The organism is Shimia gijangensis (genome assembly GCF_900142085.1).
In the GTDB taxonomy this organism is placed as follows: domain Bacteria; phylum Pseudomonadota; class Alphaproteobacteria; order Rhodobacterales; family Rhodobacteraceae; genus Shimia; species Shimia gijangensis.
In genome coordinates this window covers 160,093-178,821 of the sequence record NZ_FQZQ01000004.1, presented here as the reverse complement: position 1 = coordinate 178,821, position 18,729 = coordinate 160,093, and the positions used below count along the sequence as shown (strand labels likewise).

The following is an 18,729-nucleotide window of genomic DNA, read 5'->3' as shown; positions in this document are numbered from 1 at the left end:
GGAGACTGATCCCATGGGTATTTTCGATTTTCTAACTGGTGAATTCATTGATGTGATCCATTGGGTGGATGACACTCGTGACACGATGGTCTGGCGTTTTGAACGCGAAGGCCACGAGATTAAATATGGCGCCAAGCTGACGGTGCGCGAAGGTCAATCTGCGGTGTTTGTGCACGAAGGCCAGCTGGCAGATGTGTTCACTCCCGGTCTTTACATGCTTGAGACCAACAACATGCCGATCCTGACCACGCTGAACCATTGGGATCACGGCTTCAAATCACCGTTCAAGTCCGAAATCTATTACGTCAACACCACGCGCTTTAATGATCTGAAATGGGGCACCAAGAACCCGATCATTTGCCGTGACCCTGAATTTGGTCCGGTGCGTTTGCGCGCCTTTGGCACCTATTCGATCCGTATAACAGATCCTGCCCGCTTCCTGACTGAGATTGTCGGCACCGATGGCGAATTCACTATGGATGAGATCAGCTTTCAAATTCGCAATATCTTGGTGCAAGAATTCAGCCGGGTGATTGCATCATCAGGTATTCCAGTGCTGGACATGGCGGCGAACACGGCCGATCTGGGCAAACTGGTTGCCGCCGAAATCTCGGGTACAATTGCCGAATATGGCCTTTCTATGCCTGAACTTTACATCGAGAACATCTCTCTGCCGCCTGCAGTCGAAGAGGCGATGGACAAGCGCACGTCGATCGGGATTGTTGGCGATCTGGGTAAATACACCCAATTTTCTGCCGCAGAAGCCATGACTGCCGCCGCGCAAAACCCATCTGGCGGCGGTATGGCTGCCGGTATGGGTGCAGGCATGGGAATCGCGATGGCCCAGCAAATGGCCGGCCCATGGGGCGCACGCACCGCAGCAACACCGGCCCCACAGGCTGCCGCGGCTCCTCCGCCCGCACCTCCGGTCGAACATGTCTGGCATGTGGCCGAAAACGGAACCACCAAGGGCCCATTTTCCAAGGCCGCGATGGGCCGTATGGCCACCGCAGGGGAACTCACGCGCGAAACCTATGTCTGGACTGCTGGACAGGACGGCTGGAAGCGTGCCGAAGATGTGACCGAGCTGGCGCAGCTTTTCACAATTCTTCCACCGCCACCTCCCGGAGCCTGAATATTAATGTCCGAGCCCACGTCCCCTCCTCCTGCGCCTGAGGAAACGCATCGATTTCCTTGTGTGCAATGTGGAGCCGATTATCGGTTTGATCCCTCTCAGGGAACACTGACGTGCGACCACTGCGGCCATACGGATTTGTTAGAGGAGCAGGACACACCAACAATTCGCGAGCTGGACTTCCGCCAGGCGCTGAACAACCAGTTGCCCACGCAGGAAATCGAAGAAACCCGCGTGACGGCCTGCCCGAATTGTGCCGCCGAGGTGGCCTTTGACTCTGCCGGCCACGCCACGGAATGCCCCTTTTGCGCAACACCCGTAGTGGCCGACACCGGCACGCACCGCCATATCAAACCACGCGCAGTTTTGCCCTTTGCAATCGAGGAACGGCAGGCCCGCAATGCCATGACCCACTGGTTAGGGCGCTTGTGGTTTGCACCAAATGGCCTCAAGGAATACGCTCGCAAAGGACGCAAGCTGAACGGCATCTATGTGCCATATTGGACCTATGATGCGGACACCAAGACCCGCTATTCCGGGCAACGCGGCACGATCTATTATGTGACTGAAACCGTCATGGTGGACGGCAAACGGCAACAGCGGCAAGTCCAGAAAATCAGGTGGACGCCTGTTTCGGGCCGGGTGGCGCGGTTCTTTGACGATGTTTTGGTGCTCGCTTCGCGGGCATTGCCCAAACGCTATACCGATGCTTTGCAACCCTGGGACCTTGGCGACTTGCGCCCCTATAGTCCGGAATTCCTCGCGGGATTTGCCGCCGAAGGCTATACGATCCAGCTGGGCGAAGGCTATGACGAAGCCCGCGCTCATATGGACCGGATCATTGAGAGGGATGTGCGCTTTGATATTGGCGGCGATCGCCAAAGGATCGGTCAGATGAACACCACCGTCAGCGATGTCACCTTCAAGCATATTCTGTTGCCGGTCTGGATGGCCGCCTATAAATACCGTGGCAAGACCTATCGCTTCGTGGTGAACGGGCAATCCGGCAAGGTTCAGGGCGAACGCCCCTATTCAACCTGGAAAATTGTATTTGCGGTCTTGCTCGCCGCCATTGCTGCAGGCATCATTGGCTTCCTGATAGCACAAAACCAATAGGCCCATGTCGACACATACCGCTCTGCAAACGCTGCTCAACGACCGATATTCCTGCCGTAGCTACAAACCCGTCTCTGTATCGCGCAAGGTGATTGAAACCATCCTCTTGGATGCAGGCCGCGCACCGTCCTGGTGCAATTTTCAGCCCTGGCAAGTGCATGTGACCTCCGGAGAAGGCACTGAAGCCTTTCGCAACGCCATGTTAAAAGCTTTTGACACAACCGAACCCGAGGCAGATTACTTTTATCCGACGACATATACTGATGTGCGCAAGAAGCGCGCGCAGACTTGCGGTTATCAGCTTTACAATGCGCTGGGGATCGAACGGCATGACCGCGAAGGCCGTAAAGACCAGATGCGCAAGAATTTTTCGTTCTTTGGCGCGCCACATATCGCCGTCATCACCAGCCATAAAGAGCTTGGACCCTATGGGGCCCTTGATTGCGGCGGCTTTATCACGTCATTCTGCCTCAGCGCTCAGGCCCAAGGCGTCGCCACAGTCCCACAGGCCTCGATCGCTTATTATGCGGACGCGGTACGGCAACACATGTCTGTTCCTGACGATCAACTTGTGCTGGCAGCGATTTCCTTTGGCTATGCAGATCATGACCACGCGGCCAATAATTTCCGCACCGAACGCGCCACACTTGATGAGATGGTAGCATGGCACGATGAGTGATCGATTGCACGCAGGCTAACTCCGTTTGGAAAATAGTAACTCTGGTTCTTAGTTTTCAAAATGCGCAGCTTTCAGTGCACCAGTAGCCACATGCTGTTGTGCAGTTTCGTGAATTCTTTCAGAACGATCCTGCCCAACAATGCGTTTCTGGCGAAACAGAAACATTTTACCCCAGCCTTGCCAAGTCCCCGTTGCTGGTGCGTCAGCATCTTGGTCAAACCTATCATGCCAACCCTCCGGCAAAGGCAATCCACAACTCTCGGCCTTCTCCAGCATCCAAACCAGAGGAACATTGGCAAGCGGTCTTGCGGCCTCAAATCCCCCCAATTGACCTCCAATGTCGCCATGAGCCCCACGAAACCACACTTGTTCAGCACGTCCGCCCCATTCATCTGGGCATTCCCACAAAACCGGTTGATAGACTTCGCGCGTTTCATCCAACGCCAGCGCATGGAACCCGTGCTTGATATGTTGTCCCAAATGGTGGTTGTGAAACGCATGTCTCTCTTCGGTCAAACGCCACAAAATTGGCAATCGCAGTCCCAATGCCTTGACCGTGTCCCAAACGCCGATCATTTCGATTTCGATCTCAGAGTGGCAATGCGCCTCTGCAAAAGCCCGCGCGGCATCCCCATCCGGGTTGGCTTCGTACAGCCGGTACACTTGCCGCACATTGCGCTCGGTCGCACAGGACGCTCGCAATAATCCGACCCGATCAATTACCCCCGCCAGCGACCGCACCGCAAAAGCACCACGCGAATAGCCCATCAGGAAAATTTTGTCTCCGGGGCGATAACGCGACGCCAAGAAACCATAGGCCCGTCTGATCTGACGATTGAGTCCACGCCCCATCATCACATCAAGTGTTGATCGCCAATTTTGCCATTGCACACCAGCCTCATAAAAAAGCGTCAACGAGCCGTTCATTTCCTGCAAAAGGCGATAGGTCAAACCGGCGTTGGTTTCCTCACCCGGTGCCAGCGAGGACATGGTGCCATCCAGAATAATCACATGGATTTGCGGACCGCGCCCACGGGCTTTGGAGTGGTCCGAGCGCAAAGGTCGCCCGAGCCAACTAAAAATTCGTTTACTGAGCCCTGTAAAGTCCACCCTAAGACCTGTCTCCCAAACTCTTTGCAACCTGCGCGGTCTCAGGCAAATACGCTTCACCGCACAGCACCCATATTATTCTCGTCATTGTATCATGCATTCATGGCTCAAGGGCACTGCGCCCTTCACCGCACGACAAAAGCAGCCAAAAACTAATTTCGATATAAGACCCCCGAAGAGCCATGGCACCGAGGCATTGAAAACTTTTCCGTGACCAGTTGCGAAGTCACCGGTCTTCAACTGATCAGTTCACTAGCTAATAGTTTGCGCCATCTTTTCCGAAAATACTCTCGCAGCTTTCGCGAAATCAGCCAACGCTGTCGTCACGAAACCGGTTCACGATGGGGTAGCGCCGATCCAGCCAAAAGGCCTTCTTGGACAATCGCGCACCAGGGGCAGACTGAAATCGTTTGTATTCTGAAATATAGATCAGATGCTCAACCCGTTTGACCGTGTCCCTGTCAAATCCGGCTGCCACACAATCGGCCACGGATTTCTCTTCGTCGACCAGCATGTACAAAATCGCATCCAGAATTTCATAAGGCGGCAAGCTGTCTTCGTCTTTCTGGTCGGGTCGCAACTCAGCCGACGGTGGCTTGTCGATGATTGACACTGGAATGACCTCGCCCGGCGCGCCCATCATCCAATCGCGATGCACCGCGTTGCGCCAACGCGACGTCTCAAACACGCGAATTTTATACATATCTTTGATCGGGTTATAGCCACCCGCCATATCGCCATAAATCGTGGCATAGCCCACTGCGACCTCGGATTTATTGCCGGTCGTCAGAACCATTTCACCAAACTTATTCGACATCGCCATGAGCAACAGACCACGTAGGCGCGATTGGATATTCTCTTCGGTCAGCCCCGGCTCAGTGTCTTCAAACAAAGGGGCGAGCGTGTTGGTGATCGCGGCGCGTCCTTCGGCTATCGGCACAAAATCATATCGCACGCCCAGACGTTCGGCGATGTCCTTGGCGTCATCCAGCGAACCTTGTGAGGTGTATTCAGACGGCAGCATCACACAGCGGACATTTTCCGCTCCTAGTGCGTCAACCGCGATCGTGGCCACAAGCGCCGAGTCGATTCCACCGGACAGTCCCAGAAGCACCTTCTTAAAGCCGGTTTTGCCCATGTAATCACGCAAGGCTTCGACGCATACGCGGTAGTCTTGCTCTTCTCCCGCTGGCAGCACAGCTTTTTCACCATGTTTCGCGCGCCACCCATCAGGGGTACGCTCGAAATCCACATGCACGGTCATTTCGTCAAAAACCGGTAGTTGTACCGCAAGCTCACCACCGGGGTTCAGCACAAAAGACCCACCATCAAAAACCTGATCGTCCTGTCCGCCAACCATGTTAAGATAGACCAACGGCAAACCAGTTTCGACAACACGCGCCACCATATGGTTCATGCGGCGATCAAATTTGTCGCGATAATACGGCGATCCATTTGGCACCACGAGAATTTCCGCGCCGGATTCCTCAAGTGTCTCTGAGACGTCCTCGAACCAGGCATCTTCGCATATTGGAGAGCCAACCCGCACGCCACCTACATCATAGGGGCCGCCCAGCGCACCATGATCAAACAGGCGTTCTTCATCAAAAACGGTATAGTTTGGAAGATGGTGCTTGCGCTGGCGATGCACCACTTTACCACCGCGACAGACGAAGTAGGCGTTGTAAAGCGCCCCGTCCTCGGCCAATGGCCCGCCAATAGCCAGTGCAGGTCCGTCCGCGCAATCTGCGGCAAGCGCTTCAATCTCAGCCATCGCAGCCAGATGAAAGGCCGGTTTCAGGATCAAGTCCTGAGCGTTGTATCCAGTGATGAACATTTCCGGCAATGCCACAAGATCCGCCCCCGCGGCTTTGCCTTCATCCCAGGCGGCTTTGGCCTTGGAGGCATTGCCCTTCAGGTCGCCCATTGTCGGGTTCGCCTGGGCCATGGTCACTCTGAATCGCTCGGGCATCGCAGCCTCCTGTCGCAGCTTTATGCGAAGATTTAACAGAAGCACGCCAGAGGGAAAGACCAAACGCCAAAAGACATTGCCCCGAGACCGCCCCTGCTTTAGGATTTTGGCAAAGCCGTTGCATCGGATGGGCACGACCCGTGGGGATAGAATAAAATGAGCAGAACTCAGGCAATCACTTTGGCATGTTTCTTGGCCGCGGGCAGTTTCGTCGCGCCGGTTTTCGCGCAGAGTGGCGAAATCCTGACCAAGCAGTATGACGATGGTGGCGTGTATGAAGGCACCTTCAAGGGCGGCCTGCAACACGGGCAAGGCTCTTATCGGCTGCCAAATGGGTATGAATATACCGGTGAATGGACTGACGGCGAGATCAAAGGCAAAGGTCAGGCGCGTTTTCCAAACGGATCCATCTACGAAGGTGAATTCGTCAAAGGCAAACCCGAAGGTATGGGCAAGATTACCTTTACCGACGGAGGCACGTTTGAGGGTGAATGGCTCAACGGCAAGATCAGCGGCAGCGGTGTTGCGATCTATGCCAACGGAGTGCGCTATGAAGGTGGCTTTCAAAATGCGATGCACCACGGAAAAGGCGTGATGACCAGCCCGGGCGGTTATGTCTATAGCGGTGATTGGTTGAATGGCGTCAAAGAAGGCATGGGTGAGATCACTTATCCGGATGGTGCAACCTATGTCGGACAGATTATGGCAGGCGAGCGCGACGGTGAAGGCAAGCTGGTGATGCAGGACGGTCTGATCTACGAAGGTCTTTGGCACGCGGGTCAGATCGAAGGCTCTGGTAAGTTGACGCAACCCAACGGGGATATCTACGAAGGCGAATTGGCCGGCGGCCAACGTCAGGGAGCCGGTCGCGTGGCCTATGCCAATGGCGATATTTATGAAGGCGCATTTGAGGCGGATAAACGCCACGGGCAGGGTAACTTCAAGGGTGCTGACGGCTATGAATATGTCGGCAGCTGGATCGCGGGACATATTGAGGGCGACGGCACCGTTACCTACCCGGATGGCTCAGTTTATGTCGGGCAGTTTCGCGGCGATCTCGCAGATGGGGTTGGTGAAATCACCTATCCCGACGGATCCACCTATGCGGGCGACTGGAAAGCCGGCGTTATCGAAGGCACCGGCAAAGCAACCTACGCCAATGGACTGATCTATGAAGGCGAATTCCTCAACGCCAAGAACCACGGCCGGGGCGTCATGACCTATGCGGACGGCTATCGCTATGACGGTGAATGGATGAATGGCCAGCGTCACGGGGTTGGCAAAGCCACCTACCCGGATGGCACAATATATGAAGGTCAGTTCGCCAATGGTCAGCGTAATGGCGTCGGTGAAATTATGATGCCGGACGGCTTTAAGTACGCCGGAGAGTGGAAAACGGGCAAAATCAGCGGCAACGGCGTCGCGACTTATGCCAACGGCGATATCTACGAGGGCATGTTCAAATCCGGCAAACGTCAGGGGGAAGGCACCATGCGTTATGCCAATGGCAGCGAAGACACGGGCCAGTGGGAAAACGGTGTTTTGAACACGGACGGCTGACAGACCCTTTCGTTAAAAACTAAAAAGCCCCGGCCGGTGCCAGGGCTTTTTTGGCGCAGTGAAGTCTGGTTACTTAAAAAGTGAACTTGGCGGACATCAACAGGCGGTCGGCTTCAAATGACACGCCATCTCCTTGTTTACGGCGGCCTATGTAGTACTCAAGGCCAAGCTCGACGTTTTTGGCCACATCGTAAAAAGCGGACATGTGCAAGGTTCTCAACTGTTTGGTATCCGTCCCGGTGGCCACATCAAGGTTCGTATACCCAGTAAAGGCCGCAAGTGTGATTTTTTCACTTACCTTCTGACTTACCCCTAGCGAAAAACCGACCACACCAACTTCGTCGCCGCCTACAGAGATGGCATTCCCAGAAAGCCCAAAGGCCAGAATATCCGAAATCCCCTCACCGGTTGTGAGAAGGCCGCTTACCTTTCCGCCCTCCCAGGCGTTTAATGTGCCGCCAAGACTCAGGCCCCAACCCTGCACAGGCGTTCCGCCAAGGACGGTGTCGCGATAAAGCCCGGCAACCCGAAACATTCCACCATCGAAACCTTTACGGGCCGCAACCGTATAGTGATGGTCGCTGTCATTACTGACATCTTCCTCAATAGATGCCGATACAGACCAATTCTGCGGTGTGCCGAACGTATACTTTATTTGTGGAAGACGCGCGAAGGGAAGGCCAGCGGGGCCTTGGAAATCAACGTTGCGGCCCAAGTTTTCAACCGACATAAAGTTGGTCCAGTCCTGGCCAATCAGAGCGCCATTCCAAGTCACATAAGCAAGACGGGTTCGTAGATTAAGATCGTTTTTGGTTCCAAAGAAATCCCCTTCAAGCTTTACCAGAACGTCACTTGAGCGAAAATTGAGACCAATCCGGCTTTCTTTCAGGTGCAACCTCTCGTGCGATCCCGCTGGTGATCCACCCGGCAGGCCAATACTTTTGAGGCCCTTGGTGGTGTCTCCTAAATCATAATCAAAATCGCTGATGTAGGTCGCCTTGAGGTAACCATAGAACGTCAAAGAGCCGTCATTGCCGAAATCAAACTGGAGCGGGTTACTTTCCTCTGCACTCACCGAAAACGGGGCCAGCATCGTGCCGATTGCCAAAGCAGCGCTGGATATTGTGGATAGGTGTTTCATCGACTGTACCTGCCTAATCTAATCATCAGTTATCTCGGAAAAATCTGCCGCTGATACGAAAGACGGACAGCGGGTCAGATAAACTGACCGGTAAAAATGCGGCAAACTTATTGATATCTAATCCAACACGTTTGCTGCTTTGGGCCAAGCGCGTGAAACAAATTACGCCTTCGATGTTGCATCAATATCGCGCTTCCAAGGGAGATCAGTTGGAAGCCCCGACAAACCAATGTTAGGTTTGGGCATGCTTGCACGGGTAATTCATTTTCCCATGGCCCATTGGCGGGGTCAGGTTTCAGTTTTGCCAAATTTGGCTCTGACTCTTTTGGGGCTCCGCTTTGTGATTGCCGCAAATGGTGGGCTGCCGCTGTTGAGTTTGGACATCACAGTCCTTGTCTGGCAAATAGTGGGCAGCTGGCGCGCGCTGGCGCGCCACCAACGCAGCACCCCGGATTTTCTGATTTCCGTTTTTGGATATGGATCTATACTGATTTGCATTCCGGTTTTTCTGGCCCCACAACTTGATCGCGTAACGGCAAATCAAGTACCGCAGGCATCTTTGCAAGACGATACGCCAACAGGTGTGCGTGTCGAACCAAATTACATTCTCTTGTCAGGCCCAATTAATTTCGGGATGTTTGACGCCTTGAAAGCTGCTATCGAACAACATTCGAACACCAAGGCGATCCACCTCGCTAGCGATGGGGGGCGGGTGTTTGCGGCCCGGGCAATTGCCCGTCTGGTTCGCGAAAATTCACTGCAGACGCATGTGGACGGTACTTGTGCTTCTGCCTGCACGCTGATTTTTGTGGCCAGCCCCTCTCGAAGCCTTGGTGCCACCGGCAGGTTGGGTTTTCATGGATATTCCAATGTCAGCCAGGTTCAGTTGGTCGACATCGCCGAGGAAGAAGCCACAGACCGCGCCTCATTTACCATGATGGGTATCGCCGACAGTTTCGTGGACAAAGCCTTTCTGACACCGCCAAGCGACATCTGGTTTCCGTCCCAACAAGAACTTTCAGACGCGGGCGTCGTCACCCTCCCATTTATTGAGAGATAGTATGAAGGGTGATGGATTTGCCCGACTTCCTCAAAATCCATGACAAATGGGGCTTTCCATTTCTTCATCGCCATGTATAAATTCCCCGCATGATGACCATGGTCCATATCGCAGCCCCCGCACAGTGCATTCGCGCTGCGATTCCGGCCGACCTTCTTCTACTAGCCCGCCTCTGAGCGTGCCGTTGTCTGGCGCGACCGCTCAGAGGATGCCGCTTCGCGCCTAGGCTTTAGTAGAAAAAAGAGAGATCCAAAAATGACTAATACGACAAAACAAGATCGCGTCTTGATCTTCGACACGACACTGCGTGATGGCGAACAAAGCCCCGGTGCGACCATGACTCATGATGAAAAGATCGAGATCGCCGAGATGCTCGATGATATGGGCGTGGACATCATCGAGGCAGGTTTCCCAATCGCTTCAGAAGGCGACTTTAAGGCCGTATCCGAAATCGCCGAGCGATCGAAGAATAGTCGCATCTGCGGATTGGCCCGAGCAAATTTCACGGATATTGATCGTTGTTGGGAGGCGATCAAACACGCCGAGCAAAGCCGCATTCACACCTTTATCGGTACATCCGAACTGCACCGCGCCATTCCGAACCTCACCATGGATGAAATGGCCGACAAAATTCACGAAACGGTCAGCCACGCCCGCAATCTGTGCGAAAATGTGCAGTGGTCACCTATGGATGCCACACGGACCGAGTGGGATTACCTGTGCCGTGTGGTCGAGATTGCCATCAAGGCAGGCGCCACCACCATCAACATTCCCGACACCGTGGGCTATACTGCACCAGACGAAAGCGCCGACCTGATCCGCAACCTGATCACAACGGTTCCTGGCGCAGATGAGGTGGTCTTTGCCACGCACTGTCACAACGATCTGGGTATGGCGACGGCGAACTCACTGGCCGCGGTTGCTGGCGGGGCACGCCAAATCGAATGCACAATCAATGGCTTGGGCGAACGTGCAGGCAACACGGCACTCGAAGAAGTTGTCATGGCATTGAAAACGCGCAATGATATCATGCCCTGGCACACTGGCATCGACACCACCAAAATCATGGCCATTTCACGCCGTGTAGCTACCGTTTCGGGCTTTCCGGTTCAGTTTAACAAAGCCATCGTCGGCAAAAACGCCTTTGCCCATGAAAGTGGCATCCACCAGGACGGTATGCTGAAGAATCGCGAAAACTTTGAGATTATGTTGCCCGAAGATGTGGGCCTGTCGGGCACGTCTTTGCCCTTGGGTAAGCATTCGGGCCGGGCCGCATTGCGGGATAAGCTGGAGCACCTTGGCTTTGACGTTGGCGACAACCAGTTGAAAGACGTGTTTGTACGCTTCAAGGACCTGGCCGATCGCAAGAAAGAAGTGTTTGATGATGACATCATTGCCTTGATGCGCACCGGCGAAGACGCTGAAAACGATCGGTTGAAACTGGTGACCTTGCGCGTGGCCTGTGGCACCGGCGGCCCAGCTGAGGCAACGATGGTAATGTCTGTCGACGGCGAGAACAAAACCGCCATTTGTCAGGGTGATGGTCCGGTTGATGCGGCTTTTAACGCCGTGCGCGAAGTGCACCCAAACAAAGCCCATCTGCAGCTTTACCAAGTTCACGCAGTCACCGAAGGCACAGATGCACAGGCCACCGTTTCGGTACGTCTGGAAGAAGACGGCAACATCGCGACAGGTCAGTCCGCTGATACTGATACGGTCGTGGCCTCGGCCAAAGCCTACATTCATGCGCTGAACCGCCTGATGGTACGTCGCGGCAAAATGGGCGAAGGCGCGGACAACCGGGAAATCAACTGGAAAGATGTGACCTAAGTCTTTCAATAGATTTGAAAAGGCCGTCAAAAATGGCGGCCTTTTCTGTTTGCTCTTTCCAGTTATCAAACCGCGTTTCACCAGATTGCATCTGGCGCAAAAGGCCAAAGCAATGGCAAGAATTCAAAAGTAATTCGGGCACTTCGTTCAAATATGTCAATCAACAGAGACGCCCAGATGTCTCAAAACCCTTTAGTTGATCGGATACGAAATGTTTGCAAAATCTTTGACCGCCGCCACCGCTTTGGTCCTCAGTGCCAGCCTCGCTTTTGCAGCGGCACCGACCTATGAAGCCCAATCGACACCCTCGACCCCGCAAGTCGAAAGCTACGAAGTTGCAGGCACAAATGGTATGAACCGCCGTGGTGATCGTCGTGACACCCGTCAGGATTGCCGGCAATCAGAAGGTGCAGTTGGCAAAGACAAACGCGATTGCAAGCAAGATGGCCGTCAGGGAAGCTAATCATCAGCCCTGAAGCCTTAGAAAACGCTTGAGAACAATCCACTCAATCTTTTGGCCTCGTCTTCCAGTCCATATGGCGCGTTCACAATGAACATGCCAGATCCCACCATGCGATGTCCCTCGCGCATAGGTGGGAACCGCACTTCGTGGCGCAGGACCTTTGGCAGGTTTTGCGCCTCAAGTGCCGCCAGCATCGGTTTATGCGCACCACTGGTCAGGATCGGATACCACAAAGCAATCACCCCAACGTTCCATTTTCGGTGCAACTGGCCGATAAACTTGGGCAATGTTTCATAGTCTGATTTGATTTCGTAGCTGGGGTCAATCAGCATGAGTCCGCGGCGTGGATCAGGCGGGCAGATGGATTGCGCCATCTGAAACCCGTCCTTTTCATAAACCTTCGCGCCACTGCCCATCATCGCGCCGCTAAGGGCTTCGCTTTCTTGCGGGTGCAGTTCAGCCAAATGCATCTTGTCACCGCGCCGCAGCAACGCTTCGGCCACCATCGGTGAACCCGGGTATGCCGCTTCGCCATAGTTTGTGCGCACTGCGTCCAGCGATTTGCGATAGGGGTGCTCTGCGTCAAACCAATCCCCGACGGCACTGATCCCGGCCTCGGCTTCGCCAGTTTTGACGGCTTCTTCGGCATCCAGCTGATACAATCCCCGCCCGGCGTGTGTTTCCAGATAACTCAAGGGTTTGTCTTTACGAGTCATGTAGTCCAGCGCCACACTTAACAAAGCGTGTTTCTGAACGTCCGCGAGATTCCCGGCGTGGTAGATATGTTGATACGACAGCATACTCCTCCCTACCTTGCCAAACCCGCCTTGAATAGCCTCGTTCCACGGCGGAAACGCGCTGATTTAACCATTTGAGGGGCTTTCACAAATGGCATCCCCCCCATATAAGAAACTCGCCCGCTCTCTGGCAGAGTCGCGGGTCTTTTTCGGATACTCTGCGGGAACGGAACACACATGCTGAGAAATCTGGGCGGCCTGTTTACATCTGACATGGCAATCGACCTTGGGACGGCAAATACGCTGGTCTATGTCAAAGGCAAGGGTGTTATCCTGTCTGAGCCTTCTGTGGTGGCCTATCACGTCAAAGACGGCGTGAAAAAAGTGCTGGCCGTTGGCGAAGATGCCAAGCTGATGCTGGGCCGCACACCGGGGTCCATCGAAGCCATTCGCCCGATGCGCGATGGGGTGATTGCTGACTTTGATACAGCCGAAGAGATGATCAAACACTTCATCCGCAAGGTGCACAAGCGCTCGACGTTCTCGAAACCCAAAATCATTGTGTGCGTGCCTCATGGTGCGACCCCGGTTGAGAAACGCGCAATTCGCCAGTCGGTTCTCTCGGCAGGTGCGCGCCGCGCCGGATTGATAGCAGAACCTATTGCGGCAGCAATTGGTGCAGGCATGCCCATCACCGACCCAACCGGCAACATGGTTGTGGACATCGGCGGCGGGACCACCGAGGTGGCTGTTCTGAGTTTGGGTGACATCGTCTATGCCCGTTCGGTCCGCGTTGGCGGAGACCGCATGGACGAAGCCATCATCAACTATCTGCGTCGCAACCAGAATCTTTTGGTCGGGGAATCGACCGCAGAGCGTATCAAAACGCAGATCGGAACGGCGCGCATGCCCGACGATGGCCGTGGCCAGTCGATGCAAATTCGCGGCCGAGACCTGTTGAATGGCGTCCCCAAGGAAACCGAGATTTCTCAGGCCCAAGTTGCCGAAGCTCTGGCCGAGCCAGTGCAGCAGATTTGCGAAGCCGTGATGACCGCTTTGGAAGCCACACCGCCCGATCTCGCAGCAGATATCGTGGACCGTGGCGTTATGCTGACCGGTGGCGGTGCGCTTTTAGGGGATCTGGATTTGGCGCTGCGCGAACAAACTGGGCTGGCCGTGTCGATTGCGGATGACAGCCTTAGTTGCGTGGCATTGGGCACCGGCAAGGCGCTGGAATACGAAAAACAGCTGCGCCACGCCATCGACTACGACAGCTAAGCCAGAATTGACGCGCGGCGCGCCCGCGTGCCAGTCTCGGGCGATCCACCTGAACCGAGGGCGACGTGGCAAAAGACAGAAAACAAAGCGAAGACTTTATCGCACCGTTCAGGCGACTGTTGCTGGCGGTGTTGATCCTGTGTTTGCTGGCCATTTTCTTTGTCTGGCGCATCGATAGTCCTCGCGTAGAAAGGTTCCGGGCGCAGGTTGTGGACAAGGTTGTTCCTTCTATGGATTGGGCCATGGCGCCAGTGACCGGAGCAGTCAATCTTACCCGCGACTTCCAAAGCTATCAGCGTATCGTCGAACAGAACAAAGAGCTGCGTCGTGAGCTTCAGCAAATGAAAGCATGGAAAGAGGCCGCTCTCCAGCTGGAACAGGAAAACGCGCGGCTTCTTGATTTGAACAACGTACGACTGGATCCGCGTCTGACATTTGTGACAGGCGTCGTGCTGGCCGACAGTGGGTCTCCGTTTCGCCAATCGGTTTTGCTGAACATCGGTGCGCGCGATGGTGTTGTCGATGGCTGGGCCGCAATGGACGGTATCGGCCTTGTCGGCCGCATTTCTGGCGTTGGTAATTCCTCAAGCCGGGTGATTTTGTTAAGTGACAGTTCAAGCCGCATCCCGGTTTTGATCCAACCCTCTGGACAGACCGCGATTGTTGCCGGTGACAACTCGATAGCACCCTACATCGATTTTCTTGCAAGCCCCGAACAGGTTCGCCCTGGGGACCGGGTGATTTCTTCGGGCGATGGTGGCGTGTTCCCAAGCGGACTTTTGGTTGGTCAGGTTGCCGCCGATCCAGGCGGGCGACTGCGCGTGCGCCTGTCCGCTGATTATGAGCGACTTGAGTTTTTACGAGTCCTGCGAGATCATGGGCAAGAAAGCATCGACACGCCTGGAACTGTCATACTTCCGCACCCCTCCCCCGAGCCCGAAACTTCCGGCGCCACTGACACCGCAGATGAGGCCGGAAATGGCTGAAGTGCAGGGACGCGCGCGCAAGTGGCGGATGACATTCGTCTATATGGGACTGGTGATGGCCATTCTCTATGTGCAACTTTTGCCCCTACAAACCATGCCGCGTGGTTGGGCTGGGCCAGATTTCGTCGTTCTTCTGACTGTTGCCTGGGCGGTGCGGCGTCCGGAATTCACGCCAGCACTTTCGGTGGCGTTCATCACGCTGGTGGCGGACTTTATTTTGCTGCGACCACCGGGCGTCATGGCAGCGGTCATGGTCGGGGCGCGTCATATCCTCAAGCGTCAGGAACCCGGTTTGCGCGATTCCACATTCATGGTTGAATGGGTGACCGTGTCAGTTGTGTTGGCTGGAATCTTGCTTACCAACCGGATCATCCTTGCGGTTTTTTTGGTCGATCAAACCTCTTTGGGGCTGAGCTTGATGCAATTAGCCATGAATGTGATCTTCTTCCCGCTGGTGGCTCTGGCATCGCGTTTTGTGTTGGGCGTTCGTAAGATCGGGCCGGGTGAAACAGATGCAATGGCGGGTGTCACATGAGGCGCCCCAACGCCGATAGCTCCGAGTCGCAAAGGCTTCTCAGTCGACGTGCAATGCTGCTCGGCGGTGTGCAGCTTGGATTTATGGGAATGCTCGCGCTGCGAATGCGGTATCTCCAGGTCGAACAATCTGATCAGTTCCGCCTGCTGGCCGAGGAAAACCGCGTCAATATTCGCCTGTTGCCTCCAGCGCGCGGAGAAATTTTTGACCGAAACGGCGTGGCATTGGCGCGAAACGAACCTTCTTACCGGATCACTATCGTCCAAGAGGATGCAGGGGATGTCGACAAGGTAATTGAACGCCTGTCTACGTTGGTCGAACTGGACGAAGACTCGCTCAATCGCGCTATGGCCGAGATGAAACGCTCAGCCCCTTTCCTTCCAGTGACGGTGGCTGATCATGTCTCGTGGGAGGAAATGAGCCGGGTTTCCGTGAATGCCCCGGCCCTGCCCGGTGTCACGCCCGAAGTCGGTCTGTCGCGGCAATACCCTCTGCAAGGCGATTTTGCCCATGTGGTTGGCTATGTCGGTCCGGTCAGTGACTATGATCTGTCTAAAATTGCCAACCCCGACCCGCTTTTGCGCATCCCGCGATTTCAGATCGGCAAAGTCGGAGTTGAAGCCAAACGAGAAGGTGGACTGCGAGGATCAGCCGGCACCAAGCGGGTTGAAGTTAACTCGGTTGGGCGCATTATGCGCGAACTGGATCGCCAAGAGGGCGACCAAGGTCAGGACTTGCAACTGACACTGGACCAAAACCTGCAATCTTACGTGCAAGCACGGCTTGAGGGCGAAAGCGCTGCTGCTATTGTGATGGATTGCCGCAACGGCGATCTTCTGGCAATCAATTCAGCCCCTACGTTTGATCCGAACCTGTTTGTGACCGGTATTTCCGTGGCGGACTACAAGGCGCTGACCGACAACAAATTTCGCCCGCTGGCGGCAAAATCCGTACAAGGCACGTATCCACCGGGCTCAACCTTCAAAATGATCACGGCGCTGGCCGCTTTGGAAGAAGGGGTTTTCAGTTCCGAGGATACCGTTTGGTGTCCGGGCCATCTGGAAGTATCTGACCGCAGGTTCCACTGCTGGAAACGGGCAGGTCACGGTCATATGGATTTGCAGAAAGCCTTGCGCGAGAGTTGCGATGTCTATTTTTACGAAGTCGCCCTCGAAATTGGAATCGACAAGATTTCGACAATGGCGGCGCGTTTAGGGTTGGGTGTTCGCCATGACATACCTCTTTCTGGCGTGGCGCGTGGATTGAATCCAACACGCACCTGGAAAGAGCAGGTACGAGGACAAAACTGGGTACCGGGTGACACTGTAAATGCTTCGATTGGTCAGGGGTTTGTATTGGCATCCCCCTTGCAATTGGCGGTTATGACGGCGCGATTAGCCTCAGGCCTGCAGATCAATCCGCGTATGGTAAAATCTTCTAACGGCGTGGAAGAACCTGTACCCGAACCCGCGCCATTAGGGCTTAACGAAAACCATCTGCGTCAGATTCGTAAAGCGATGTTTGCAGTTTCAAACAACCGGCGCGGCACAGCCTATGGCAGTCGCATTGTTCCGGAAGAATTCAAACTTGCAGGCAAGACCGGCACTAGTCAGGTGCGCAATATCACCGCTGCAGAACGTGCCGCAGGTGTGACCCGCAACAAAGACCTGCCTTGGGAAAGGCGAGACCACGCGTTGTTCGTGAACTTCGCACCCTTCGACACGCCAGAAATCGCAGTCGCGGTCGTCGTCGAACACGGAGGAGGAGGATCCACTGCAGCGGCCCCAATCGCGCGCGACATCACATTGCAGGCACTTTACAAGGGCGACCCACCTCTGGAAGCTTACCCATCAAGAGATCGCCGCAAGATCAAAGCCCAACAAGAACGTCTTCGGGCTTTGATGCCTGACCCTCAAGACGTTCGGGGGGGCACGCGCACATGAGTTATCTTGAGTATTCTGTCAAAACGGTCCCGACAGGGTTGCGCAAAGTGTTGTTCCTGAACTGGCCGCTGATTGTCCTGCTGACATCGGTCGCGGGCGTTGGCTTTATGATGCTGTATTCGGTCGCGGGAGGGTCGTTCAGCCCATGGGCCGAACCTCAGATCAAACGATTTACCCTGGGCCTGGCTGTCATGGTGACTGTGGCCATGGTGCCAATCTGGTTTTGGCGGAACATGTCTGTAGCTGCGTATCTTGCAACCATTGTTCTGCTGATCCTTGTCGAATTTATGGGGAGTGTCGGTATGGGGGCCCAACGCTGGATCGATCTTGGATTCATGCGCCTGCAGCCCTCAGAGTTGATGAAAGTCACACTGGTGATGTCACTTGCCGCCTACTATGACTGGTTGCCACCCAAAAAGTTGTCCCGCCCATTTTGGGTCCTGCTGCCGGTGCTGGCGATCTTGCTGCCAACGGCGATGGTGCTGCGCCAACCTGACCTTGGCACGTCGATTTTGCTGATCACCGGGGGTGCAATGGTGATGTTCATAGCGGGGGTGCACTGGGGGTATTTTGCTGCGGTCACCACGCTTTTTGTTGGGCTGGTTGTGGCGGTTTTTCAATCGCGCGATACAAGTTGGCAATTGCTGAAAGACTATCAGTTTCGCCGAATCGACACCTTTCTGGATCCCGCCAGTGATCCACTGGGCGCAGGGTATCACATTACCCAGTCCAAGATCGCACTTGGATCTGGCGGTTGGACCGGCCGCGGATTTATGCAAGGCACGCAATCACGGCTGAATTTTCTGCCCGAAAAGCACACAGATTTTATCTTTACAACTCTGGCCGAAGAGTTTGGCTTTGTGGGTGGGATTTCTCTGCTTGGATTATATGCGCTCATTATCGTTTTCTGTGTGCTGGCTGCATTGGCCAATCGGGACCGGTTTTCGTCTTTGATGATCCTCGGCATCGCGTCGACATTCTTTTTGTTTTTTGCGGTGAATATGTCCATGGTCATGGGGCTTGCACCTGTCGTGGGTGTGCCCTTGCCGCTAGTGTCTTACGGTGGTTCGGCAATGTTGGTCTTGATGGTTGCCTTTGGACTGATACAAAGCGCACATATCCACCGGCCGCGATGATCCTGGCAAAAGCGGACCGTGCCACAGCCAAAATGCCCCACCCGTCGG

16 protein-coding genes are annotated in these 18,729 nt (G+C 54.8%); 12 read left to right on the top strand and 4 right to left on the bottom strand.

Features of this window, described 5'->3' with window-relative positions; all coding sequences use genetic code 11:
• Positions 1 to 13 precede the first annotated feature (13 nt).
• The 3 genes from BUC32_RS05345 to BUC32_RS05335 are packed head-to-tail and all read left to right on the top strand — an operon-like array spanning position 14 to position 2,930.
• Positions 14 to 1,135, top strand: a complete 1,122-nt coding sequence (locus BUC32_RS05345) for an SPFH domain-containing protein (RefSeq protein WP_073250315.1) — start codon at positions 14 to 16, stop codon at positions 1,133 to 1,135.
• A 6-nt stretch (positions 1,136 to 1,141) separates the two neighbouring features.
• On the top strand, positions 1,142 to 2,251 hold the full coding sequence (locus BUC32_RS05340; protein ID WP_073250312.1) for a TFIIB-type zinc finger domain-containing protein: 1,110 nt from the start codon (positions 1,142 to 1,144) through the stop codon (positions 2,249 to 2,251).
• A gap of 4 nt (positions 2,252 to 2,255) precedes the next feature.
• A complete protein-coding gene (locus BUC32_RS05335) occupies positions 2,256 to 2,930 on the top strand; it encodes a nitroreductase (protein WP_073250309.1) in 675 nt (224 codons plus the stop codon).
• A gap of 48 nt (positions 2,931 to 2,978) precedes the next feature.
• Here BUC32_RS05335 and BUC32_RS05330 read toward each other — a convergent pair whose 3' ends face one another.
• Positions 2,979 to 4,040 (bottom strand): DUF2235 domain-containing protein, encoded by a 1,062-nt coding sequence (locus BUC32_RS05330; RefSeq protein ID WP_073250306.1) that lies wholly within the window; start codon positions 4,038 to 4,040, stop codon positions 2,979 to 2,981.
• Between the two features lie 307 nt (positions 4,041 to 4,347).
• The gene (locus BUC32_RS05325) at positions 4,348 to 6,012 is read right to left on the bottom strand and encodes an NAD+ synthase (RefSeq protein WP_073250509.1); all 1,665 of its coding nucleotides are present in this window, start codon (positions 6,010 to 6,012) and stop codon (positions 4,348 to 4,350) included.
• 156 nt (positions 6,013 to 6,168) lie between these two features.
• On the opposite strand from BUC32_RS05325, the gene BUC32_RS05320 reads away from it, so the two are divergent.
• Positions 6,169 to 7,572 carry an MORN repeat-containing protein gene (locus tag BUC32_RS05320; protein ID WP_073250303.1) on the top strand — a complete coding sequence of 468 codons (1,404 nt, stop codon included), beginning with the start codon at positions 6,169 to 6,171 and terminating at the stop codon, positions 7,570 to 7,572.
• Between the two features lie 73 nt (positions 7,573 to 7,645).
• Here BUC32_RS05320 and BUC32_RS05315 read toward each other — a convergent pair whose 3' ends face one another.
• On the bottom strand, positions 7,646 to 8,713 hold the full coding sequence (locus BUC32_RS05315) for a hypothetical protein (protein ID WP_139280641.1): 1,068 nt from the start codon (positions 8,711 to 8,713) through the stop codon (positions 7,646 to 7,648).
• Between the two features lie 244 nt (positions 8,714 to 8,957).
• On the opposite strand from BUC32_RS05315, the gene BUC32_RS05310 reads away from it, so the two are divergent.
• The 3 genes from BUC32_RS05310 (at position 8,958) to BUC32_RS05300 (ending at position 12,066) form a co-directional block, all read left to right on the top strand.
• Positions 8,958 to 9,773: a COG3904 family protein gene (locus BUC32_RS05310; RefSeq protein ID WP_073250298.1), complete on the top strand. Its 816-nt coding sequence runs from the start codon at positions 8,958 to 8,960 to the stop codon at positions 9,771 to 9,773.
• A gap of 255 nt (positions 9,774 to 10,028) precedes the next feature.
• Positions 10,029 to 11,603 (top strand): 2-isopropylmalate synthase, encoded by a 1,575-nt coding sequence (locus tag BUC32_RS05305; protein WP_073250295.1) that lies wholly within the window; start codon positions 10,029 to 10,031, stop codon positions 11,601 to 11,603.
• Positions 11,604 to 11,814: 211 nt separating this feature from the next.
• Positions 11,815 to 12,066: a hypothetical protein gene (locus BUC32_RS05300; protein WP_073250292.1), complete on the top strand. Its 252-nt coding sequence runs from the start codon at positions 11,815 to 11,817 to the stop codon at positions 12,064 to 12,066.
• 17 nt (positions 12,067 to 12,083) lie between these two features.
• On the opposite strand, the gene BUC32_RS05295 is transcribed toward BUC32_RS05300, so the two are convergent.
• Positions 12,084 to 12,866, bottom strand: a complete 783-nt coding sequence (locus tag BUC32_RS05295) for a 23S rRNA (adenine(2030)-N(6))-methyltransferase RlmJ (protein WP_073250290.1) — start codon at positions 12,864 to 12,866, stop codon at positions 12,084 to 12,086.
• A gap of 174 nt (positions 12,867 to 13,040) precedes the next feature.
• Here BUC32_RS05295 and BUC32_RS05290 point away from each other — a divergent pair, with 174 nt between their 5' ends.
• From BUC32_RS05290 to rodA, 5 genes are all read left to right on the top strand, one after another.
• Positions 13,041 to 14,081, top strand: coding sequence for a rod shape-determining protein (locus BUC32_RS05290; protein ID WP_073250287.1), 1,041 nt, complete (start codon positions 13,041 to 13,043; stop codon positions 14,079 to 14,081).
• Positions 14,082 to 14,146: 65 nt separating this feature from the next.
• Entirely contained in the window at positions 14,147 to 15,067 is a 921-nt protein-coding gene (gene mreC, locus BUC32_RS05285; protein ID WP_073250284.1) for a rod shape-determining protein MreC, read from the top strand.
• Complete coding sequence (locus BUC32_RS05280; RefSeq protein WP_073250281.1) at positions 15,060 to 15,602, top strand: hypothetical protein; 543 nt, start codon at positions 15,060 to 15,062, stop codon at positions 15,600 to 15,602. The genes mreC and BUC32_RS05280 overlap by 8 nt, the downstream gene beginning before the upstream one ends.
• Positions 15,599 to 17,545, top strand: coding sequence for a penicillin-binding protein 2 (mrdA, locus tag BUC32_RS05275; protein ID WP_073250278.1), 1,947 nt, complete (start codon positions 15,599 to 15,601; stop codon positions 17,543 to 17,545). The genes BUC32_RS05280 and mrdA overlap by 4 nt, the downstream gene beginning before the upstream one ends.
• Positions 17,542 to 18,681, top strand: a complete 1,140-nt coding sequence (rodA, locus tag BUC32_RS05270) for a rod shape-determining protein RodA (RefSeq protein ID WP_073250275.1) — start codon at positions 17,542 to 17,544, stop codon at positions 18,679 to 18,681. Before mrdA ends, rodA begins: the two co-directional genes overlap by 4 nt.
• Positions 18,682 to 18,729 lie beyond the last annotated feature (48 nt).

Bases quoted from the DNA above. Each gene is read 5' to 3' on its own strand.
- BUC32_RS05345 (WP_073250315.1), top strand. From the start codon at position 14: ATGGGTATTTTCGATTTTCTAACTGGTGAATTCATTGATGTGATCCAT.
- BUC32_RS05340 (WP_073250312.1), top strand. From the start codon at position 1,142: ATGTCCGAGCCCACGTCCCCTCCTCCTGCGCCTGAGGAAACGCATCGA.
- BUC32_RS05335 (WP_073250309.1), top strand. From the start codon at position 2,256: ATGTCGACACATACCGCTCTGCAAACGCTGCTCAACGACCGATATTCC.
- BUC32_RS05325 (WP_073250509.1), bottom strand. From the start codon at position 6,012: ATGCCCGAGCGATTCAGAGTGACCATGGCCCAGGCGAACCCGACAATG.
- BUC32_RS05320 (WP_073250303.1), top strand. From the start codon at position 6,169: ATGAGCAGAACTCAGGCAATCACTTTGGCATGTTTCTTGGCCGCGGGC.
- BUC32_RS05315 (WP_139280641.1), bottom strand. From the start codon at position 8,713: ATGAAACACCTATCCACAATATCCAGCGCTGCTTTGGCAATCGGCACG.
- BUC32_RS05310 (WP_073250298.1), top strand. From the start codon at position 8,958: ATGCTTGCACGGGTAATTCATTTTCCCATGGCCCATTGGCGGGGTCAG.
- BUC32_RS05305 (WP_073250295.1), top strand. From the start codon at position 10,029: ATGACTAATACGACAAAACAAGATCGCGTCTTGATCTTCGACACGACA.
- BUC32_RS05300 (WP_073250292.1), top strand. From the start codon at position 11,815: ATGTTTGCAAAATCTTTGACCGCCGCCACCGCTTTGGTCCTCAGTGCC.
- BUC32_RS05295 (WP_073250290.1), bottom strand. From the start codon at position 12,866: ATGCTGTCGTATCAACATATCTACCACGCCGGGAATCTCGCGGACGTT.
- BUC32_RS05290 (WP_073250287.1), top strand. From the start codon at position 13,041: ATGCTGAGAAATCTGGGCGGCCTGTTTACATCTGACATGGCAATCGAC.
- BUC32_RS05280 (WP_073250281.1), top strand. From the start codon at position 15,060: ATGGCTGAAGTGCAGGGACGCGCGCGCAAGTGGCGGATGACATTCGTC.
- mrdA (WP_073250278.1), top strand. From the start codon at position 15,599: ATGAGGCGCCCCAACGCCGATAGCTCCGAGTCGCAAAGGCTTCTCAGT.
- rodA (WP_073250275.1), top strand. From the start codon at position 17,542: ATGAGTTATCTTGAGTATTCTGTCAAAACGGTCCCGACAGGGTTGCGC.